Annotated in this window: 16 protein-coding genes and 1 tRNA gene; 10 read left to right on the forward strand and 7 right to left on the reverse strand. The window is 49.4% G+C overall.

Features of this window, described 5'->3' with window-relative positions; all coding sequences use genetic code 11:
* Positions 1 to 12: 12 nt before the first annotated feature.
* Positions 13 to 909, reverse strand: a complete 897-nt coding sequence (locus B2310_RS05155; protein WP_290729170.1) for a hypothetical protein — start codon at positions 907 to 909, stop codon at positions 13 to 15.
* Between the two features lie 162 nt (positions 910 to 1,071).
* Between B2310_RS05155 and B2310_RS05160 the strand changes: the two genes are divergently transcribed.
* On the forward strand, positions 1,072 to 1,593 hold the full coding sequence (locus B2310_RS05160; protein ID WP_290729172.1) for a hypothetical protein: 522 nt from the start codon (positions 1,072 to 1,074) through the stop codon (positions 1,591 to 1,593).
* An 80-nt stretch (positions 1,594 to 1,673) separates the two neighbouring features.
* Here B2310_RS05160 and B2310_RS05165 read toward each other — a convergent pair whose 3' ends face one another.
* Genes B2310_RS05165 through B2310_RS05175 form a run of 3 tightly spaced genes read right to left on the reverse strand, consistent with a single transcriptional unit; the run spans position 1,674 to position 4,540 of the window.
* Positions 1,674 to 2,462 (reverse strand): ion transporter, encoded by a 789-nt coding sequence (locus B2310_RS05165; RefSeq protein WP_290729174.1) that lies wholly within the window; start codon positions 2,460 to 2,462, stop codon positions 1,674 to 1,676.
* A complete protein-coding gene (locus B2310_RS05170; RefSeq protein WP_290729176.1) occupies positions 2,455 to 3,249 on the reverse strand; it encodes a hypothetical protein in 795 nt (264 codons plus the stop codon). The genes B2310_RS05165 and B2310_RS05170 overlap by 8 nt, the downstream gene beginning before the upstream one ends.
* Positions 3,250 to 3,268: 19 nt before the next feature.
* A complete protein-coding gene (locus tag B2310_RS05175; RefSeq protein ID WP_290729179.1) occupies positions 3,269 to 4,540 on the reverse strand; it encodes a hypothetical protein in 1,272 nt (423 codons plus the stop codon).
* Between the two features lie 411 nt (positions 4,541 to 4,951).
* Between B2310_RS05175 and B2310_RS05180 the strand changes: the two genes are divergently transcribed.
* From B2310_RS05180 to B2310_RS05190, 3 genes are all read left to right on the forward strand, one after another.
* Positions 4,952 to 5,215 carry a type II toxin-antitoxin system RelB/DinJ family antitoxin gene (locus B2310_RS05180; protein WP_290729182.1) on the forward strand — a complete coding sequence of 88 codons (264 nt, stop codon included), beginning with the start codon at positions 4,952 to 4,954 and terminating at the stop codon, positions 5,213 to 5,215.
* Between the two features lie 164 nt (positions 5,216 to 5,379).
* Positions 5,380 to 5,589, forward strand: a complete 210-nt coding sequence (locus tag B2310_RS05185; protein ID WP_143153091.1) for a hypothetical protein — start codon at positions 5,380 to 5,382, stop codon at positions 5,587 to 5,589.
* Positions 5,576 to 5,953 carry a PIN domain-containing protein gene (locus B2310_RS05190; RefSeq protein ID WP_173382213.1) on the forward strand — a complete coding sequence of 126 codons (378 nt, stop codon included), beginning with the start codon at positions 5,576 to 5,578 and terminating at the stop codon, positions 5,951 to 5,953. The genes B2310_RS05185 and B2310_RS05190 overlap by 14 nt, the downstream gene beginning before the upstream one ends.
* Before the next feature lie 181 nt (positions 5,954 to 6,134).
* Here the strand turns inward: B2310_RS05190 and B2310_RS05195 are convergent, their stop codons facing one another.
* Complete coding sequence (locus B2310_RS05195) at positions 6,135 to 8,882, reverse strand: valine--tRNA ligase (protein ID WP_290729185.1); 2,748 nt, start codon at positions 8,880 to 8,882, stop codon at positions 6,135 to 6,137.
* Positions 8,883 to 9,277: 395 nt separating this feature from the next.
* Here B2310_RS05195 and B2310_RS05200 point away from each other — a divergent pair, with 395 nt between their 5' ends.
* The 4 genes from B2310_RS05200 to B2310_RS05215 are packed head-to-tail and all read left to right on the forward strand — an operon-like array spanning position 9,278 to position 13,450.
* Complete coding sequence (locus B2310_RS05200) at positions 9,278 to 10,111, forward strand: TIGR02147 family protein (RefSeq protein ID WP_290729188.1); 834 nt, start codon at positions 9,278 to 9,280, stop codon at positions 10,109 to 10,111.
* On the forward strand, positions 10,104 to 10,892 hold the full coding sequence (locus B2310_RS05205) for a hypothetical protein (RefSeq protein WP_290729191.1): 789 nt from the start codon (positions 10,104 to 10,106) through the stop codon (positions 10,890 to 10,892). The genes B2310_RS05200 and B2310_RS05205 overlap by 8 nt, the downstream gene beginning before the upstream one ends.
* 15 nt (positions 10,893 to 10,907) lie before the next feature.
* Positions 10,908 to 12,020, forward strand: a complete 1,113-nt coding sequence (locus B2310_RS05210; protein WP_290729194.1) for a hypothetical protein — start codon at positions 10,908 to 10,910, stop codon at positions 12,018 to 12,020.
* Between the two features lie 32 nt (positions 12,021 to 12,052).
* Positions 12,053 to 13,450 (forward strand): hypothetical protein, encoded by a 1,398-nt coding sequence (locus B2310_RS05215; protein WP_290729197.1) that lies wholly within the window; start codon positions 12,053 to 12,055, stop codon positions 13,448 to 13,450.
* Between the two features lie 15 nt (positions 13,451 to 13,465).
* Here the strand turns inward: B2310_RS05215 and B2310_RS05220 are convergent, their stop codons facing one another.
* Entirely contained in the window at positions 13,466 to 14,434 is a 969-nt protein-coding gene (locus B2310_RS05220; protein WP_173366580.1) for a nickel/cobalt transporter, read from the reverse strand.
* A 97-nt stretch (positions 14,435 to 14,531) separates the two neighbouring features.
* On the opposite strand from B2310_RS05220, the gene B2310_RS05225 reads away from it, so the two are divergent.
* A tRNA-Arg gene (locus B2310_RS05225) sits at positions 14,532 to 14,605 on the forward strand.
* Between the two features lie 33 nt (positions 14,606 to 14,638).
* Here the strand turns inward: B2310_RS05225 and B2310_RS05230 are convergent.
* On the reverse strand, positions 14,639 to 15,184 hold the full coding sequence (locus B2310_RS05230) for a TlpA family protein disulfide reductase (protein WP_173366579.1): 546 nt from the start codon (positions 15,182 to 15,184) through the stop codon (positions 14,639 to 14,641).
* A gap of 242 nt (positions 15,185 to 15,426) precedes the next feature.
* Here B2310_RS05230 and B2310_RS05235 point away from each other — a divergent pair.
* On the forward strand, positions 15,427 to 15,962 hold a 536-nt coding region (locus tag B2310_RS05235), incomplete at its 3' end, for a radical SAM protein (RefSeq protein ID WP_290729200.1).

Here is a 15,962-nt window from a genome sequence, read left to right on the forward strand (position 1 = left end):
CTTAACTTGTTTTTAATCCTTCAGGTAAAGGCTCTGGCTGTTGTCCAGCATCAGGATGACGGGCAATTTTTTTGCTGTAAACACGCCGCCGTTCAAGATGCCGCTTTCTATCAGTTGTCCGTTGAGACTGAACGCCCTGTACGCGGAACCGGGCTTCACGTTCGTGATGCGGTAGCGCATCTGGCCGAGCCTTACGAAGCTGGCCTTCGCCTGCGGTAGTCCCGCGGCGGTGCGCGGATTGACTGTCGGGGATTCGGCAGGGAACTTGTAATCCGGACACGTATTCAGCGTATCGAGAAGGATGGTGAACTCGCCGGCAACGGCTGCGAGTGCAAGCGGCATGTCGACCATGTCGACGTCCTTCCCGCCGTTTCTTCCTCTCTGCTCGGGCGGGTTGAATACACAGCCGCCGTAACCGTAATCTTTGCTGTAGAATCGCAGGCACAATTCAAATACGTGTGTCACGAGGGAGTCCGCCTGTTCCGCCGTCCCCTTGAATACGCCCGCCTTCTGCAGGCGCGGGAACTCGTCCTTGTACACGTCTTTGTGCTTCACAGAAAAAAGTGAGTCGATGCGTGTATTCTCGTCGTCGGAATAGGTGACTCGTGCGACCTTGACCACCTTCTCGGTGACAATCACTATCATGGTGGAATCCAGTTCGGACCTGTACACCCATGCCGTATCGGTGCTGGAGGCGTTCTTGACCGCAGGCTCGCGCTGGCTCATCTTGGAGAGGTCCAGGTAGTCGCCTTCGAACAGGTAGAGCGCTGTTGCCGGATACCCCATGTAGATGTCGGTGCTGCCGCCCCCGCCCTGATGGTGGGTGACGTTGCATTCCGCCGCATGTAGGCTTGTGGCGAAAAGGCTTGCAGAAAATACGCCCGCAAATAGAAATTTGGTGAATTTCATAATTTGTTCTCCTAACTTGATGATTTAATAATAATAAAAAAAGGAGGGATTGTTGAAATTTTCTGACGGAATGTGATTTTGGGGTGATTAGGGGCGTCTTTTTTTGAAAATAAATAGTTATTTTGTTGTAAAAACGTTCTAGTATAAAATAGGAGGTTATACATGAAGAAGGTTCTCTTAATACTTTGTCTTTTTGTCGGGGCTAGTTTTGCCCAGATAGGTGTTTCTCTCGGTTTCGGGCCGTCTCAGGGGATGGTCGGTGTCGGGTACACCATGCTGGACGGACATCTCTCCGCTAACGTTCATTTGGCTGCCTACAACTCCGACTACGATTTTATGGGAGGAATCGGGATTGCCTACCGCTTTACGGGCTTGACGGGCCCGTATGTATACCATTCTTCGGAATGGATAACCGGTGAAATGAACGGCTTTACGATAACGAATGTGGGTTCGGAAAATTCTGAACTCATCGAGCATACGAGAGAAATCAATTATTGGCGGCTGGTATTTGGTTTTGGGTATCAGTACATGTTCCTGAATCATTTCGGTGCATATTTTGAGATGGGCTTTGAGTTCTATGCCGGCAATGGCGGCTATTATACTCATTTCGATGCTGACTACGGAACGCTTGATAACGACAAGCTGTTTTTCCCTGTCGGCCTCGGTATCGTAGCCGAGTTCTAAAAGGTGGATAAATCAAAAAAGAGGTGCTCCGTTAGGAACACCTCTTTAAAATGGATTCTCGTTCGTGTAGATTATCCCGACTACAATTGTTGTTCTTTTTTCTCAATCAAGGTCTCCAAATTGTTAAGGTGTTGCTTGATTGCTTCTACTTCATTTAGAAAATCTTTTTCTTTTGTTGTACTTTGCGGTTCTGATGATGTCGTTTCCCCAAAGGAATTGACGACAATTCCCACGAGAACATTCAGAACAACGAATGATGTTATGAGTATAAATGGGATGAAAAATGCCCAAGCATAAGGATATACTTCCATGACGGGTCGGCTGATCCCCATAGACCATGATTCCAATGTCATTATTTGGAATAAGGAATACATTGATTTTCCAATGGAACCAAACCATGCGGGAAAATTTTCTCCAAAGAGAGTTGTTCCTATTATTGCGAAGACATAGTAAATGATTAACAATAACAAAATTGTCCATGATATACTGGGAATAGACTTTCCTATAACAGAAACGATTGTTTGAAGAGGCTTCATCCCACTAATAAGTTTAAAAGCTCTGAATACACGGATGATTCTTAGAACGCGAAGTGAAGATAAGGCAGGGAAATCAGCTAAGAGTGAAAATACTACAATTAAGAAATCAAACCAATTCCATCCATCCTTGAAATAATTTAGCCGAAATGATGAAATTTTTAGTATGGCTTCTAAAACAAAGATGTATAAACAAACTTTGTCCAGGATGTTTAAAAGATAGCCAAAGTGTTCTGTAATAGAAGGAGATGTTTGTAGCCCTAGAACAGCCGAATTGACTAGGACTACAATAATTATGAAATTAGAAAACTTAGAGGATTGAAGGAAATTATTCAACGTCGTCCTCATCGTCTTCCTCTTCATCATCTGCTTCGTTATTGTTGCCAGGGATGTCGACGTAAACCGTATTTTCGTAAATTGTCACGATAACATTAATTTCATTCTCGTTGTCTAGGTAGGCTTTGGCGTTGTTGAAAATTGTACTGTCGCCATAATGAATAGCATTCCCTAATTCTATTTTTTCGCATTTGCCTCCATCTCCATTTTCTTGCAAAATTTCTGTCACAAGTTTGCAGGATAACTGCTCGTTTTCTTCCGTGTCGCTGCGCATAAAATAATATATGCATCCAGAAGCGATTAAAATAGCGCATAAACCGGCGATAATCTTCTTTTTTATGGATCCACTCTTTGAAAAAATGTCTGTTGTTATATCAATGACGGTTCCTAATGGGTCGTCTATGGCATTTTTTACATGTTCGAGTACAGAAAGAACTTTAGCTGAGGTGAGCTCGTTTGCGTCGCAATCCTCTATGATGAATGAGCGAATGTTCTCCCAAGCGTCATCATCCAAAGTTCCTGGAATTTCTGTAAAATGGATTTTTTTATCTTGCGTCGTTACGTATACTTCTATTCTGTCCGCTTTGTCTATTCCATATTTGAAAGAACATTCCTTGATAGGAGCGCATAGTTCCTGTCCGGACATGACAGAAATGAAGATTTTTTCATCTTCAAATTTTATTTCTTTCAATCGTCTTGATTTGGGAGTGAGCCAATACAAGCCTTTTAGTTTAGAAAAGAATGATGGCTCGGTTGTTTTGTATGAGAAATTTTCGATGTCAGTCATATTTTTCTCCTATGATTGGTTAGAAATCATCGTATTCAATGTCGCAGATTGATTTTAAATTTGGTGTGATGTTTTTGCAATCATCAGAAATGTTGCATTCACATTTTTCTGTATTGAGACATCTTATTGTCCAATGGCAGGTGATGCCAAGAATGTCTTCTTTTGCCTCTAATCCAAGTTGCCAATCAAAGCCTCCCATTTCAGTGCCATCTCGGAATACGAAGTATTCAGATTTTGGAGGCTTGAAATCAATGACCGCCCAATAAGGATATTCATCACATCCGTTGGGGCAGTTTGCTTTGTACGCATCCATTTTTTGTTTGTATATTTTCATTGCTGGAAGGATTTCTTTCATGGCATTTTGCCTTCGTTTTTCTTCCTCGGCTAAGCGCAATGTTTCTTCTTCTTCGGCTTTGCACTTTGCTTCTTCCTCCTCAAGACGTTTTTGCTCTGCAGCGGCTTTTGCAATTTCGTCTTTTCTTTTTAGAACTCTAGGGTCGCTGTTTACCGTATTGGCTATTAAAACCCCTTTTGTTTTTGAGTAGCTTGAAATTTTTTCTTTAAGCAGAGTGTCCGGCAGTTGATTTGCGGATTCCGCTTGATCAACGATTTCTTTGGCTATTTTTTTGAAATCAAAGACTTTGTATGTGTGATTTGAATAAACAAAATCGAGAAAGTCCTCTGTATCTACGAGTTCTTGAATATTGCAATTTGACCATTCTTCGCCTTCGAATCCATAATAACCCAATTCAAAATCGGAATTGTCGCTATCCGTAAAAACAAATTGGACCGTTAGTCGATTGGATTTATTTGCCAATGCAGAAACGAAGTCCGCTATAGTTCCTGCCTTAATCTTGTTTCCTATATCTCCGTCGAGAGCTATCAGCCCAAAAGATCCAATTGTCGCAGATATGAGAGCTTTCCATATCTCTTTTCTATATTGTTGAGCGTATGATTTCCCAAAACAAGCATCCATCGCATTTGTGGCTGCCATTGGATTTGCTAGATCATTGCCGACATCATCAACGATAGCGGTGGCTAACAATTCAAGGAAATCAATATCAACATCGCCTTTAAATTCGACAAAATCTTGTCCCTTAGATGTTGTGTTTTCCGTCCATTTGACATTGCCAAAAGACGCGTCGAATGCTTTACCTATAGTGGTCGTCGAATATGCATGGAATTTGCCTTCTTTTACCTGATCAACTTTGGAACAACCGCTAATGAGAATGCCGCACAATCCTGTAGCGATAACGGTCTTTAGGAAAAGAAATGTACTGTTTTTTTTCATCGGTTGCTCCGTTGTTAAAAACTCGGAGCTCGTCTTACCTCATGTGCCGACGATTTGCATTTCCAAAAAAGAAAAAGTGCGGAATCGTAAGCACTTATTGACCTGAGGTAACGACCAAGAAACCGTCCATCCGATAAGCACAAACGACCCACACCATTGGGGTGTGAGTGTCTGCCTTATTCTCGGATGGTTGAAATTTTGGTCGTTTTTCAGGTCTAGAATAAGAGCGAACTCTAAAACTATGTCATCATAAAAATAACTAAAAAAGTGAAAGAAGGCTGCGTAAGGGCTGAAAAATGGCTAAAAAACGTGATTTGACTGAATGTGTAGTGATTTGTCAATACATTTTCTTTGTGTTTTATTGACTTGTAGTTGAAAATAGTGTATATTTAGGGGGAAAGGAGTCTAATTATGGCTACGTTGCAGATGAGAGTTGATGATGACCTGAAAAAGAAGTCGGACGACTTGTTCCAGTCTCTCGGTATGGATACCTCTACGGCTATCCGTATTTTCTTGACTTTTGCCATCGAACATAACGGTATTCCTTTTGATGTTCGCCATGCCCCCGAAGACTTGTCTCTAGAAAAGGCTATTAGCGATAGCCGTACTCGCAAAAATCTCCATGGCCCTTATGCAACGGCGGCAGATGCCGTTGCCTCCATGCTGGAGGAATAGCCTTTGTAACCACTTCCGCCTAACAATCGAGATTATCAGCTAGTTCGTTTTTTTCAAAAAGTAGATTTATGCTATTTTGTAAAGACAAATCTGCACTCCAACTTGGAATGGTATTGGCAAATTTGGGGCAAATAATGTATATTAAACCCAAGAGAGGTCCAAACATGTCGGAAACAGCCTTTGCAGAACTTGAATCGCAGGTGGAAGGATTGCCCTATACCCAACTGGAAGAACTCCAGTGGAAAATAGGTCTTCTTCTCATGGAAAAAAAGTCACAGAAAGCGCACGACATTTCTGGTTTGAAGAAGTATCTTGGCAACACCGACCTGGATATCGATCTCGACGCCCTGCGAGGTAGAAATGACCCTCGTTGATACTTCCGTATGGATCGACGGTTTTCGCGGTGGCGAAAGCAAGGAAGTTCTCAAAAAACTGATTGACAACGGCAGTATCTGCATTAACGACATCATTCTTGCCGAATTGCTCCCATCTATAAGGAAACGGGGCGAGACAGAGCTTGAAAATCTGCTAAACCTCCTACCGAAGGTTCCAATACAGATTGATTGGAACGGCCTTATCTACATGCAGACGGAAAACCTGAAGCATGGTATAAATAAGGTCGGCTTGCCTGATTTGATGATTGCTCAAAATGTCTTGCAGAATGGATTGACACTGTTCTCGCTGGATAGGCATTTCGAACTTATTGGGAATCTACTTCCCCTGCAACTGTATAAATAAAAACGAATGTCAATAGCGTTGAATGTTTGAAAAAAGAGATGTTCTTTGAACATCTCTTTTAAAATAGATTGCCACGGCTCCTTGCGGAGCCTCGCAATGACATGCTAGGTTATCCAGCGCAGGAGCTTGCTTATGCATTGGATAACCGACGCTGTCATGGCTCACAGAGCAATGACGTGAGTTAGCGCAGTTCCTTCAGCGCCGCCTCATTTTTGGATATAATATCCATCTGCGTTGCGAGCTTGGTGCGTTCGGCGTTAACGACTGCTTCGGGGGCGCCGCTGACGAACTTTTCGTTCGAGAGCTTGCGTTCAATCGAAGCGGCGAAAGCCTTGGCCTTTTCAATCTCTTTTTCCAGGCGGGCGATTTCTGCAGCCGGGTCGAGGATTCCTTCGAGCGGGATGTAGAGTTCGCCACCGGGCACCACGGCGCTGGCGCTGAACTTCGGCTTCACGGCCTTCACGGCGACACTCAGGTCAGAGAGACCCGAAAGTTCGGTGATGATTGCCATGCAGTCTTTCACGCTTGCTTCCGTCGCAGCATCGTCGACGCTCACCACGGCGCTCAGCTTGGTGGCGGGGCTCACGTTGTAGCGGCCACGCACGCCACGCACGCTTTCCACCACGGCAAATGCCTGGTCGAATGCGGCTTCGATCTTTGCGTCGATGAGAGATTCGTCGGCCTTGGGCCATGCGCGACTGATGACCATTTCGCTGCCCTGGAACAGGATGCTGTTGAGCTCTTCGGTAATGAACGGCATCACCGGGTGCAACAGGTCGAGCACGTTCTTCAGCACGTAGCTGAGGATGGCCATGGCGTTCTTCTTTTCGGCGGTGAGCGTCTCGCTGTTGATCACGGACTTCTTGATTTCAAGGTAGCTGGAGCAGACATCGTCCCACACGAAGCGGTACAGGAACCCGGCGAGTTCGGCGAAGTGGTATTCTTCGAGCATGCGGGTAGCGTCCTTGATGGTCGTCTGCAGGCGGCTCAAGATCCACTTGTCTTCGAGCGCGAACAAGTTCTTGTCCATCGGGAGTTCGGCGGCAAGCGCGCCAGCCTGTTCGAGCTGCGGGTAAAGGAAGCGGCAGGCGTTCCACAGCTTGTTGCTGAAGTTACGGCCGATTTCGAACTTTTCGCTGGTGTTGATTTCGCGGCCATCCGGCTGCTTTTCCTTCTTCACCGGCAGACGCACGTCCTGGTTGTCGGTGCAAAGGCTTGCCATCACAAAGCGCAGAGCGTCGGTGCCGTACTTCTCTTCGATATCCATCGGGTCCACGCCGTTGCCCTTGGACTTGCTCATGGTCTGACCATTGCCGTCCAGAATCTTCGGGTGGATGTACACCGTGTGGAACGGAACCGTGCCCATGTTCTCCTGGCTAAAGAGCACCATGCGGGCGACCCACAGCGTAATGATGTCGCGGCTCGTCACGAGCACGCTGGTGGGGTAGTAGCGCTTGAGCGTGTCGGTGTTGTTCGGCCAGCCCATGGTAGAATGCGGCCAGAGTCCACTGGAGAACCACGTGTCGAGCACGTCCTCTTCCTGCTTGAGTTCGTGACCCGGTACCGCGTCAGACTTCAGGTCTTCTTCCTGGCTGCACACGAGGTAGCCGCCGTTTTCGGCCTTGTAGAAGTAGATGTCGTCGCGGCCGGCAAATGCGGCCTTCAGTTCGTCTTCGCTAGCGTCCGTGTGCCAGATAGGAATGCGGTGGCCCCACCAGAGCTGACGGCTGATGCACCAGTCGCGCTTTTCGGCGAGCCAGTCCAGGTACTTGTTGGCGTAGCGTTCGGGGATAATCTTGATCTCACCGGATTTTACGGCGTTCATCGCGTTTTCGGCGAGTACGTCCATCTTCACGAACCACTGGTCGCTGAGGTACGGCTCAATCACAGTCTTGGAACGGTCGGAGTGGCCCACGTCCATTTCGTGGTCTTCCACCTTGATCAAAAGTCCGAGTTCTTCGAGACCTGCCACCACGGCGTCGCGGGCGGCCTGGCCCTTGAGACCCTGGAACTTGCCGGCGTTCTCGTTCAGGCTGCCGTCGTCGTTCATGATGTTGATCATCGGGAGCTTGTGGCGCAGGCCCGTCGCATAGTCGTTCGGGTCGTGTGCGGGCGTCACCTTCACGGAACCCGTACCGAAGTCCTTGTCCACGAGGATTGCGTCGGCAATCACCGGAATTTCGCGGTCAACGAACGGCACCTTGAGCATCTTGCCGATGTACTGCGCGTAGCGTTCGTCGTTCGGGTGCACGGCGAGGGCGGTATCGCCCATGATGGTTTCCGGACGGGTCGTGGAAACGGGGATAAATCCCGAACCGTCGGCCAGGGGGTACTTGAACGTCCAGAAGTGGCCCTTCACGTGTTCGTAGTAGATTTCGTCGTCGGCGACGGCGGTCTGGAGCTTGGTATCCCAGTTCACCAGGCGCTTGCCGCGGTAGATGAGGCCCTTCTTGAACAGGTTGAAGAAGGCGTGACGCACGGCCTTCGCGCAGACCGGGTCGAGCGTGAAGCGCTGGCGGCTCCAGTCGCAGCTGACGCCTAGGCTCTTGAGCTGGCGGGTGATGCGGGCTTCGTATTCGTCCTTCCATTTCCAGATGCGTTCCACCAGGGCGTCGCGGCCGATGTCGTGGCGGGTCTTGTGTTCGTCCTGGAAAAGGCGCTTTTCGACCACGGCCTGCGTGGCGATGCCCGCGTGGTCCGTACCCGGAATCCACAGCGTGTCGCGGCCCGTCTTGCGGCGGTAGCGTACCAAAATATCCTGGAGCGTATCGTTGAGCGCGTGTCCCAGATGGAGCGCGCCGGTAACGTTCGGGGGCGGAATCACGACCGAGAATGGTTCGCCCTTTCCGCTGGGTGCAAAACTGTTATTCTCAGCCCAGGTCTTATGCCATCGGGCTTCCACATCTTTAGAATTGTAACGAGTTTCCATAGTGGGCACAAATTTAGTAAAAGGCGAGTGCCGCGGCAAAAGTGTGCAAGGCGAGAAAGCGCGAAAAACTTGTTTTTTGCATTTTCGAGCCGTAGCCACGGACGTCGCAGACGTCAAAGCAATTCATTGCTTTGACATGGCCGAGCCGTACTAAATGCGCCCCAAAGGGGCGCCAAGATAGAATTTTTTATGTTGCCTGATATGGGGTTGCTTGGGGTATGACGTGGGAAAACTTCTTAATGATGCTTTTTTGCGGTGCTGTATTATACGGTGTGTATAATATAGTGAAAAATTTTCTTTAATTCTTGAAAATATTGTGAAAATTTACTAAAAAAGAACATTTTTGTATAATAAAACTATTGACTTGCCTGTGGAAAAAAGATATATTGGAGAGTATGAAATCGGTGCTCGAATATAAGGATTACCACCTGTATATACAGGATTACTACGACGAACGCAAGCGTCTAGGCGCGTTCTCGTGGCGTGAATTTTGTCGGAGCGCTGGTTTCTCGTCTCCGAATTTTCTAAAGCTCGTGGGCATGGGCCAGAGCAAGCTCAGCAAGGTCAAGGTCGATGCGGTGGCACGAGCCATGGGACTCGTCGGATTCGAAATAGAGTATTTCCGGCTGTTGGTGGTGTTCTGCAATGCGGAAAAGGATTCCGTCAAGAGGACTGCCCTGCTTGAGATGCAGAAAATCGCGCTCGAACACAGGGTGCGTATCGTGGACGGAGACGCTTTTCAATATTATGAATCGTGGAAATATCCGGTATTGAGGGAGCTTATCCCGATGATGCCGGGTGCCTGCCCGCGCGATATTGCCGAGGAGTGCAAGGAACACGTGTCGGCGGAGGAAGTCCGCTACGTTTTGGAATTCTTGCTCAAGGCCGGATTCCTGAAGAAGGACGGGGAGAAGGTCTATTCGCAGACTGAGCAGACCGTGATAGGCTCGAAGGAGGCGCTGCCTATCGCAATTCGTTCCATGCACAAGGAGATGGCGAACATGGCCGTGCGCGCCGTGGACCGCTATTCTCCGAACGAACGTTATTTTACCGGAGTTACGCTTAGCGTGAACGAGGAGGCAAACCGGAGAATTATTGCAGAAATAGATGCCTGCTGCAAGAAGGTGCTTTCCATTGCAAACGAGTACAAGGACCAGAATCAGGTTTGTCGAATCAATTTCCAGTTTTTTCCGGTCACCGACAAGGTCAAGGAGACTCGCCATGCTTAAGAAATTTTTCATTGCCGTAGGGGCTCTTTTTGCGGTGCTCGTGGTCGCGTGTTCCAATGGCGGTGTTGAAGATGTCGCAGGAGGCACCATCGATCCCAGTACAATTGCGTTGAATAGTTGCTCGTCGGGGGATGCAGACGCGCTTAGCAGCAGTCTCTCTGAAACTGAGAACGGGGTGAGTGTGTCGGAGTCGAGTTCTTCGAGTAGTGAGTCGGATCCGAAAATGGTGCAGGACGAAAGCAACAGTTCCGGTAATGAGAATAATATCAAACCGATTTTCAGGAGCAGCTCGAGCGAACGTCCTGTTATAGAAAGCAGCTCGGATGAAGGCGAGAATAAAGTTGTCGACCCGATTCCGGTTTCGTCTTCTTCTGAATTACGCGATGGCGATATTGCGCATGCGAGCGATTTCTCCATCCAGTGCGTGGAAAACGTCATTTATGTGAAATTGGATACCCCCGCCGCAGCATCGGATGTCAGTGGCCCTAAGGCGTTCAAGCATGTCGAGGGTGACTCCGTGAAATTTGTCTTGCAGAATGTCTATTTCGCTATCCCTTGCGAGGAAGATGCCCAGAAGCAGTTCCTGCAGGGTGTAAACGAAGGCCACCCGGTTGTCAGTAGTGAAGGCGATACGCTGTACGTGGCTTTTAGCCGGAGCAAGGGCTGGGATTACGGTTGTGGATGTGCGGCGAAGGCCACGTTCACGCTCGGCAAGGCCTATTCCGGTATCAACTACATGGCTTTTGACCAGAAGGAAACTCTTCCGGTAAAGGATAATTAAAAGAAGGAGGCTAACATGAAAAAGATACTTGCAACAGCTGCGGCCCTGTCGCTCATGCTCATTGCCTGCGGGGACGATTCGTCTTCGACGGCACCTGACCCGTCGGCCGGTAACGAGAGCTCGTCTTCTGCCGAGGTTGCCGAATCGTCTTCGACTGAAAAACTCTCGTCGACTGGAGCGCCTGAATCTTCATCGTCGGTTGCGTTTCCGGTCGAATCGTCTTCGTCTGTGTCGGCAAAAAGTTCGTCGTCTGAGGCGAAAGTCGCGGACAAGCACCAGGTCGTAACGGACGCCAATGCCCAGTGCCTTGCGAAGGGCATGGGGGACGATCCTATGCTGGATGGCGGTTCGGATACTGGTGTGAGCCGATCTGTCGACGGCGATGAAAAATTACCTCCGGTTGTCTACCGCTATGTCGGTACCGAACGGACCGGCTTTACCATAGAAAACCTTTCACTTACCTGCGGCATCGTAGTCGATACGCTCGATGTCGATGTGTCCGGCGATACGGTTTACGTGAAGGCTAAATTCGACAACACGAATGCGCAGCGGTGCATTTGTAATTCCAAGGTGGACTTTGCCGTGGAAAACAATGAAGCCTACTGGCGTGCGACAGTTCTCGTTTTCGACAATGTTGCCGGTTCAAATCCGAACATCATGGAAATTGTCGAAATGAGCGTGGTTACGGTTGAAGAAATAACGGGGCACAAGCTGGCGAAGGATATTAAGCTGGAATGCAAGAACGATAGGCAGACAGCTAATGCGCCGGCGCTGGCAAGCAATTCATTTGTCATGGACCCGATTGATACGACGTCGACCAAAGTGGCCGTTGCGGGCCGTAGAGTGGGCGACGATGGCTTCGATACCATCGTCATTCTTGAAGTGATGATGCCTTGCGCGATTGTTTTTGAAAGCTTTGATGTCTATGCGGACAATGGAACGCTGTATGTCAAACCGAAAGTCGATCCGGACAGCCCGATAACCAACTGCATCTGCCCGACGCGAGTGTCCTTCAAGGTGGAACAGAACGAGGCGTTCTCCAATACGAATTATCTCGTGTTCGATGGGGGAGAGCCGATGCCCTTGGCGAAAGCTATTCTCGTGGATGCTTCCGATTTGGATGGTTGATGTTCGACTTTAATTGAAGAAGGAAAATAGATATGAAAAAGTATTTTGCATGTGCTGTGCTTCCGCTTATGATTGTTGCCTGCGGGGACGATTCGTCTTCGAATGCCAAGACCGGAGATTCTGGAAAGCCGTCTGAAAGGGCTGAAATTGCCCACGCCGGGGAGTGTGGTGCCTTTACGCCTTGGGACGGGGAAGGCGAGGCATTCGTTGTAGGCTCGAAAGGTAGCGGCTTCCAGGTTCTTCTCCCGAAGGTGCGTTACGATGTTGAATTATGCAGTGAATGCCTGTACGAACGTTCCGGCGATACCCTGCATATCTGGAATTCGGATTCGACAAGTGAGACTCTGAACTGGTTCTGCACTACGGACTTTACGTTCGATATCTCCGATGCGGATGCCGATATCAAGTATTTCAAGTATGAGAATGCGGTCTTCAAGGTTGTGGATGGCCCTGTTCCGGAAAGGATTTCTTCGGGCATGGCCGTCTCTTCTTCCAGCGAGAATCCGTCTTCTAGCGAACCGGCCGAATCCTCCAGTTCGCAGGGTGGGTCGTCTGCAGGGCTGCCGGACTTGTCGTCCTCGAGTATTGCGTCGGGCTCTTCTTCGAGTGCGCAACCTGCTGGGAGGGTGACCCAGATGGCGACTCATGTTGGCGGCAAGTGCCTCGATAAGGAAGGTCCCGATGATCCGATGGTCGATGGCGGTGCCGATATGGCGCTTCCCCCGGTGGCCACTATGGTCTTGGAAGACGGTTCCAGCTTTGCAACTGTTGTTGTGGAAAGGGTGAAAATACCTTGCTCTGAAATCGGCGGATTCGCGGGTATGCTCAAGCAGGTCCCTCTCGACAGCATCGAGGTGACGGCGGCCGGCGATACGCTCTACGTGAAGCCGCTGATGCACGAAGATGATGTTTCCGACGGCTGTGCTTGCCAGGCGCAGGTCTACTTCACTATGAGGGCCGAAGGTGCCTTTACGCAAACCTCCCTCCTGGTCATGGACGACAATCTGAATCTGGGCAACAGGATGCGTATCGCAAAGGAAACTGTCGAATCGGAAGACATGAAGCAGCTGAAGATGACCGGCTACTACAAGGGCCAGTGCCTGAATGGTTTTTCGGAGAACAACCCGAAGGTGATGGCTGCCCCTGCCGCGAAGGATCTCCCGACTGCGACCTTGCTCTACAATCCCGATGGACTTTCCATCGTGGAACTGAACAATGTCGAGGATTACTGCGATATCGAGGCGAAGGTTTCCCAGAAGGTGAAGGACGACACGCTGTTCGTGGACTACTACGACATGGGTGCCGTATCCAAGTGCGTTTGCACCTTCGATAAGATCAAGTTTGCGGTTGACGAGGAAAATACCCATGTGGCGTTTTTCTCGTTCAAGTCGGTGCTGTACCGCCTGCAGGGTATGGAAGTTGTCGACTAGAAAGGCTGGGAGCGATTACACTCTCCCGGCAAACTGGTTGCTGAACAACAGTAGCCCTGATACAAAAATCACAAGTCCTCCAGCAAGAGTCGCTGCGGTGTAAATGTTGGCTGCCAGACGGGTGTGCGCACTTCCTTTGTCGATTCCTTTGCGAAGGGCTACGGCTGCGATACCGAAAGTGATGTTGGTGATGGTCATGCCAATGCAGATGACAAGGGCGCCCAGGAGTGAAAGTGCGACCATAGAGTTGAGAAGGCAGAAGAGGACTATTAGTGCGACTGCCGGGCAAGGGACAATGCCCGTGATGGCTGCGACTCCGATAATTTCGCGCCAGCGGGCTGTGGGGGGTAATGCGGCCTCTGAAGGTGTTTCTTCATGCTCCTTTTTTTGTTGCTTGAAAAAGTCGCGGATGCCGAGAACGACAAGCAATATCCCGGTTAGCATGATAAGGGCGTAGCTTGCCTTCTCGATGCCGATGCGGCCCGTTTCAAATGCGGTAAATACGGTTGCCTTGAATATTGCATATAAAATGAATAGAAGCAAGACGGCGCTCATTGTGTGGGTTACGGTAATCCCTGCTCCGAGTGCAACTCCTTGCCGCCAGCGTCCGCGCCTTGCGATAAAGTAACCGACGACGATGGATTTCCCATGTCCAGGGCCGAGTGCGTGCAACATCCCATAAATAAAGCAGATGGCGAGAAATTTCCAGATGGCGTTCCAATCGCCCTGCTTCATTGCCGTGATGGCGGATGTCATCTTTTCGCGCAGGACTTTTTGCGCTTGAGCGATTGTGGAAAGAAACGACGAGCCGGAAGCCTGCTTGTCTGTGACTGCGACGGGCGCTGAACTAGCGGTGTCTGCTTTTATAATCTCCGTAGTGGGTGCGGATTCTGTTCCGTTGATGTCAAAACGTTTTTTTTTGACCGCGGCGGATGCGGCCATGGCCAGCAGGCAAATCAGTAGAATAACGAGAGACTTCTTCAATGGGATCGTCCTTTTCCTATATCGAAATACAATTTAGGTTTTGGGAGAACCTTGCATTTGACGCCAAGTCCGTTTTTGGCTATATTTGCGCCACAACGCTCGCGTAGCTCAGTTGGATAGAGCAGCTGCCTTCTAAGCAGCGGGTCGTGGGTTCGACTCCCGCCGTGAGTATGAAACTCTGGATGCCGATGGTGTCCAGAGTTTTTATTTGTTCAGAGCCTTGTTGAGGGTGGCACGGAGGTGGTTTATGTTCGCTTCGTCGAGGGTCTCATAGCGGTAGATGGTCCCGTCCTCGAGTACCAGATAGAGCACGGGAACGTACCCGTTGCCGTAGATGGGCCCGAATTTCTGGTTGGTGTCCTGGAAAACAGGAACGACGACCTTGAACTGGTCGATGAACATGCGGATGTCGTTTTTCTTGATGCTTCCGCTAATCGCGATGGCGATACCGGTTGCTCCCGATTTTTCATACTCCTTCATGATTCCCTGGACTTCGGGGAAGTGCTTTTGGCAGTGGGGGCACTTGGGGCTGAAGTAGTAGATGAGCAGCGGGCGCTTGGAAAAGTGGCTAAAGAGGATTCCCGGGTCGCTGACCCCGCTTAAGGGGATGCTGAAGTCCATTTTCATGGTTGCACCGGTGGAATCGGTCATTGGAGTGATATTGGCTTGCTGGGGCTGGGGCGCGAGCTGGGCGAATGCGATGCCCGAGGCTACTGCCGCAATGCTCAAAATTCGTGCAAAAAAACGCATAGGAACTCCTAAAATTCGTAGAAGGAACGCTATCGTTCCTGTTTGGCTTGTAAAATATCAAAAAAAAGGCGGTAAAGTGTCACGAAATTGCAAAATATCTTCATTAGACCTGCCGATTAGGGCGATTTTTCGCGTTTTTCTGCTTTATATCACACTTTCGGGCGGTTTTTGAATACATTTGGCTGGATTTTGATGATGGCGCAGATTGCTATCTTTGTATCGTTATTGACTGAGGTTTTAGAATGATTGTATCTTGGATGACCACCAACAAGTGTAACCTGACCTGCAAGCACTGCTATCAGGACGCGGGCGAGAACAAGGCTGCGGAACTCACGACCGCAGAAGCTTTGAAACTGATTGATGAAATCGCGAAGGCGGGGTTCAAGATCATGATCTTTAGCGGTGGCGAACCCATGACCCGCCCGGACATTGTGGAACTTGTCGCGCATGCCTCGAGCAAGGGACTTCGCCCGGTATTCGGTACCAACGGCACGCTCATTACGCACGACCTTGCCTTTGAACTCAAGAAGGCGGGTGCGATGGCCATGGGCATCAGCATCGACAGTATTGACCCCAAGCGCCACAACGACTTCCGTGGCCTCCCGGACGCCTTCGAACTCACGATGATGGGCATCGAGAACTGCAAGGCGGCGGGCCTCCCGTTCCAGATTCACACGACCATTATGGACTGGAACCAGAACGAGATTTTCGACATCATGGACTGGGTCAAGGAAATTGGCGCGGTGAACCACCAGATTTTCTTCCTGATTCCCGTGGG

This window comes from Fibrobacter sp. UBA3629, assembly GCF_002374005.1.
Lineage (GTDB): Bacteria > Fibrobacterota > Fibrobacteria > Fibrobacterales > Fibrobacteraceae > Fibrobacter.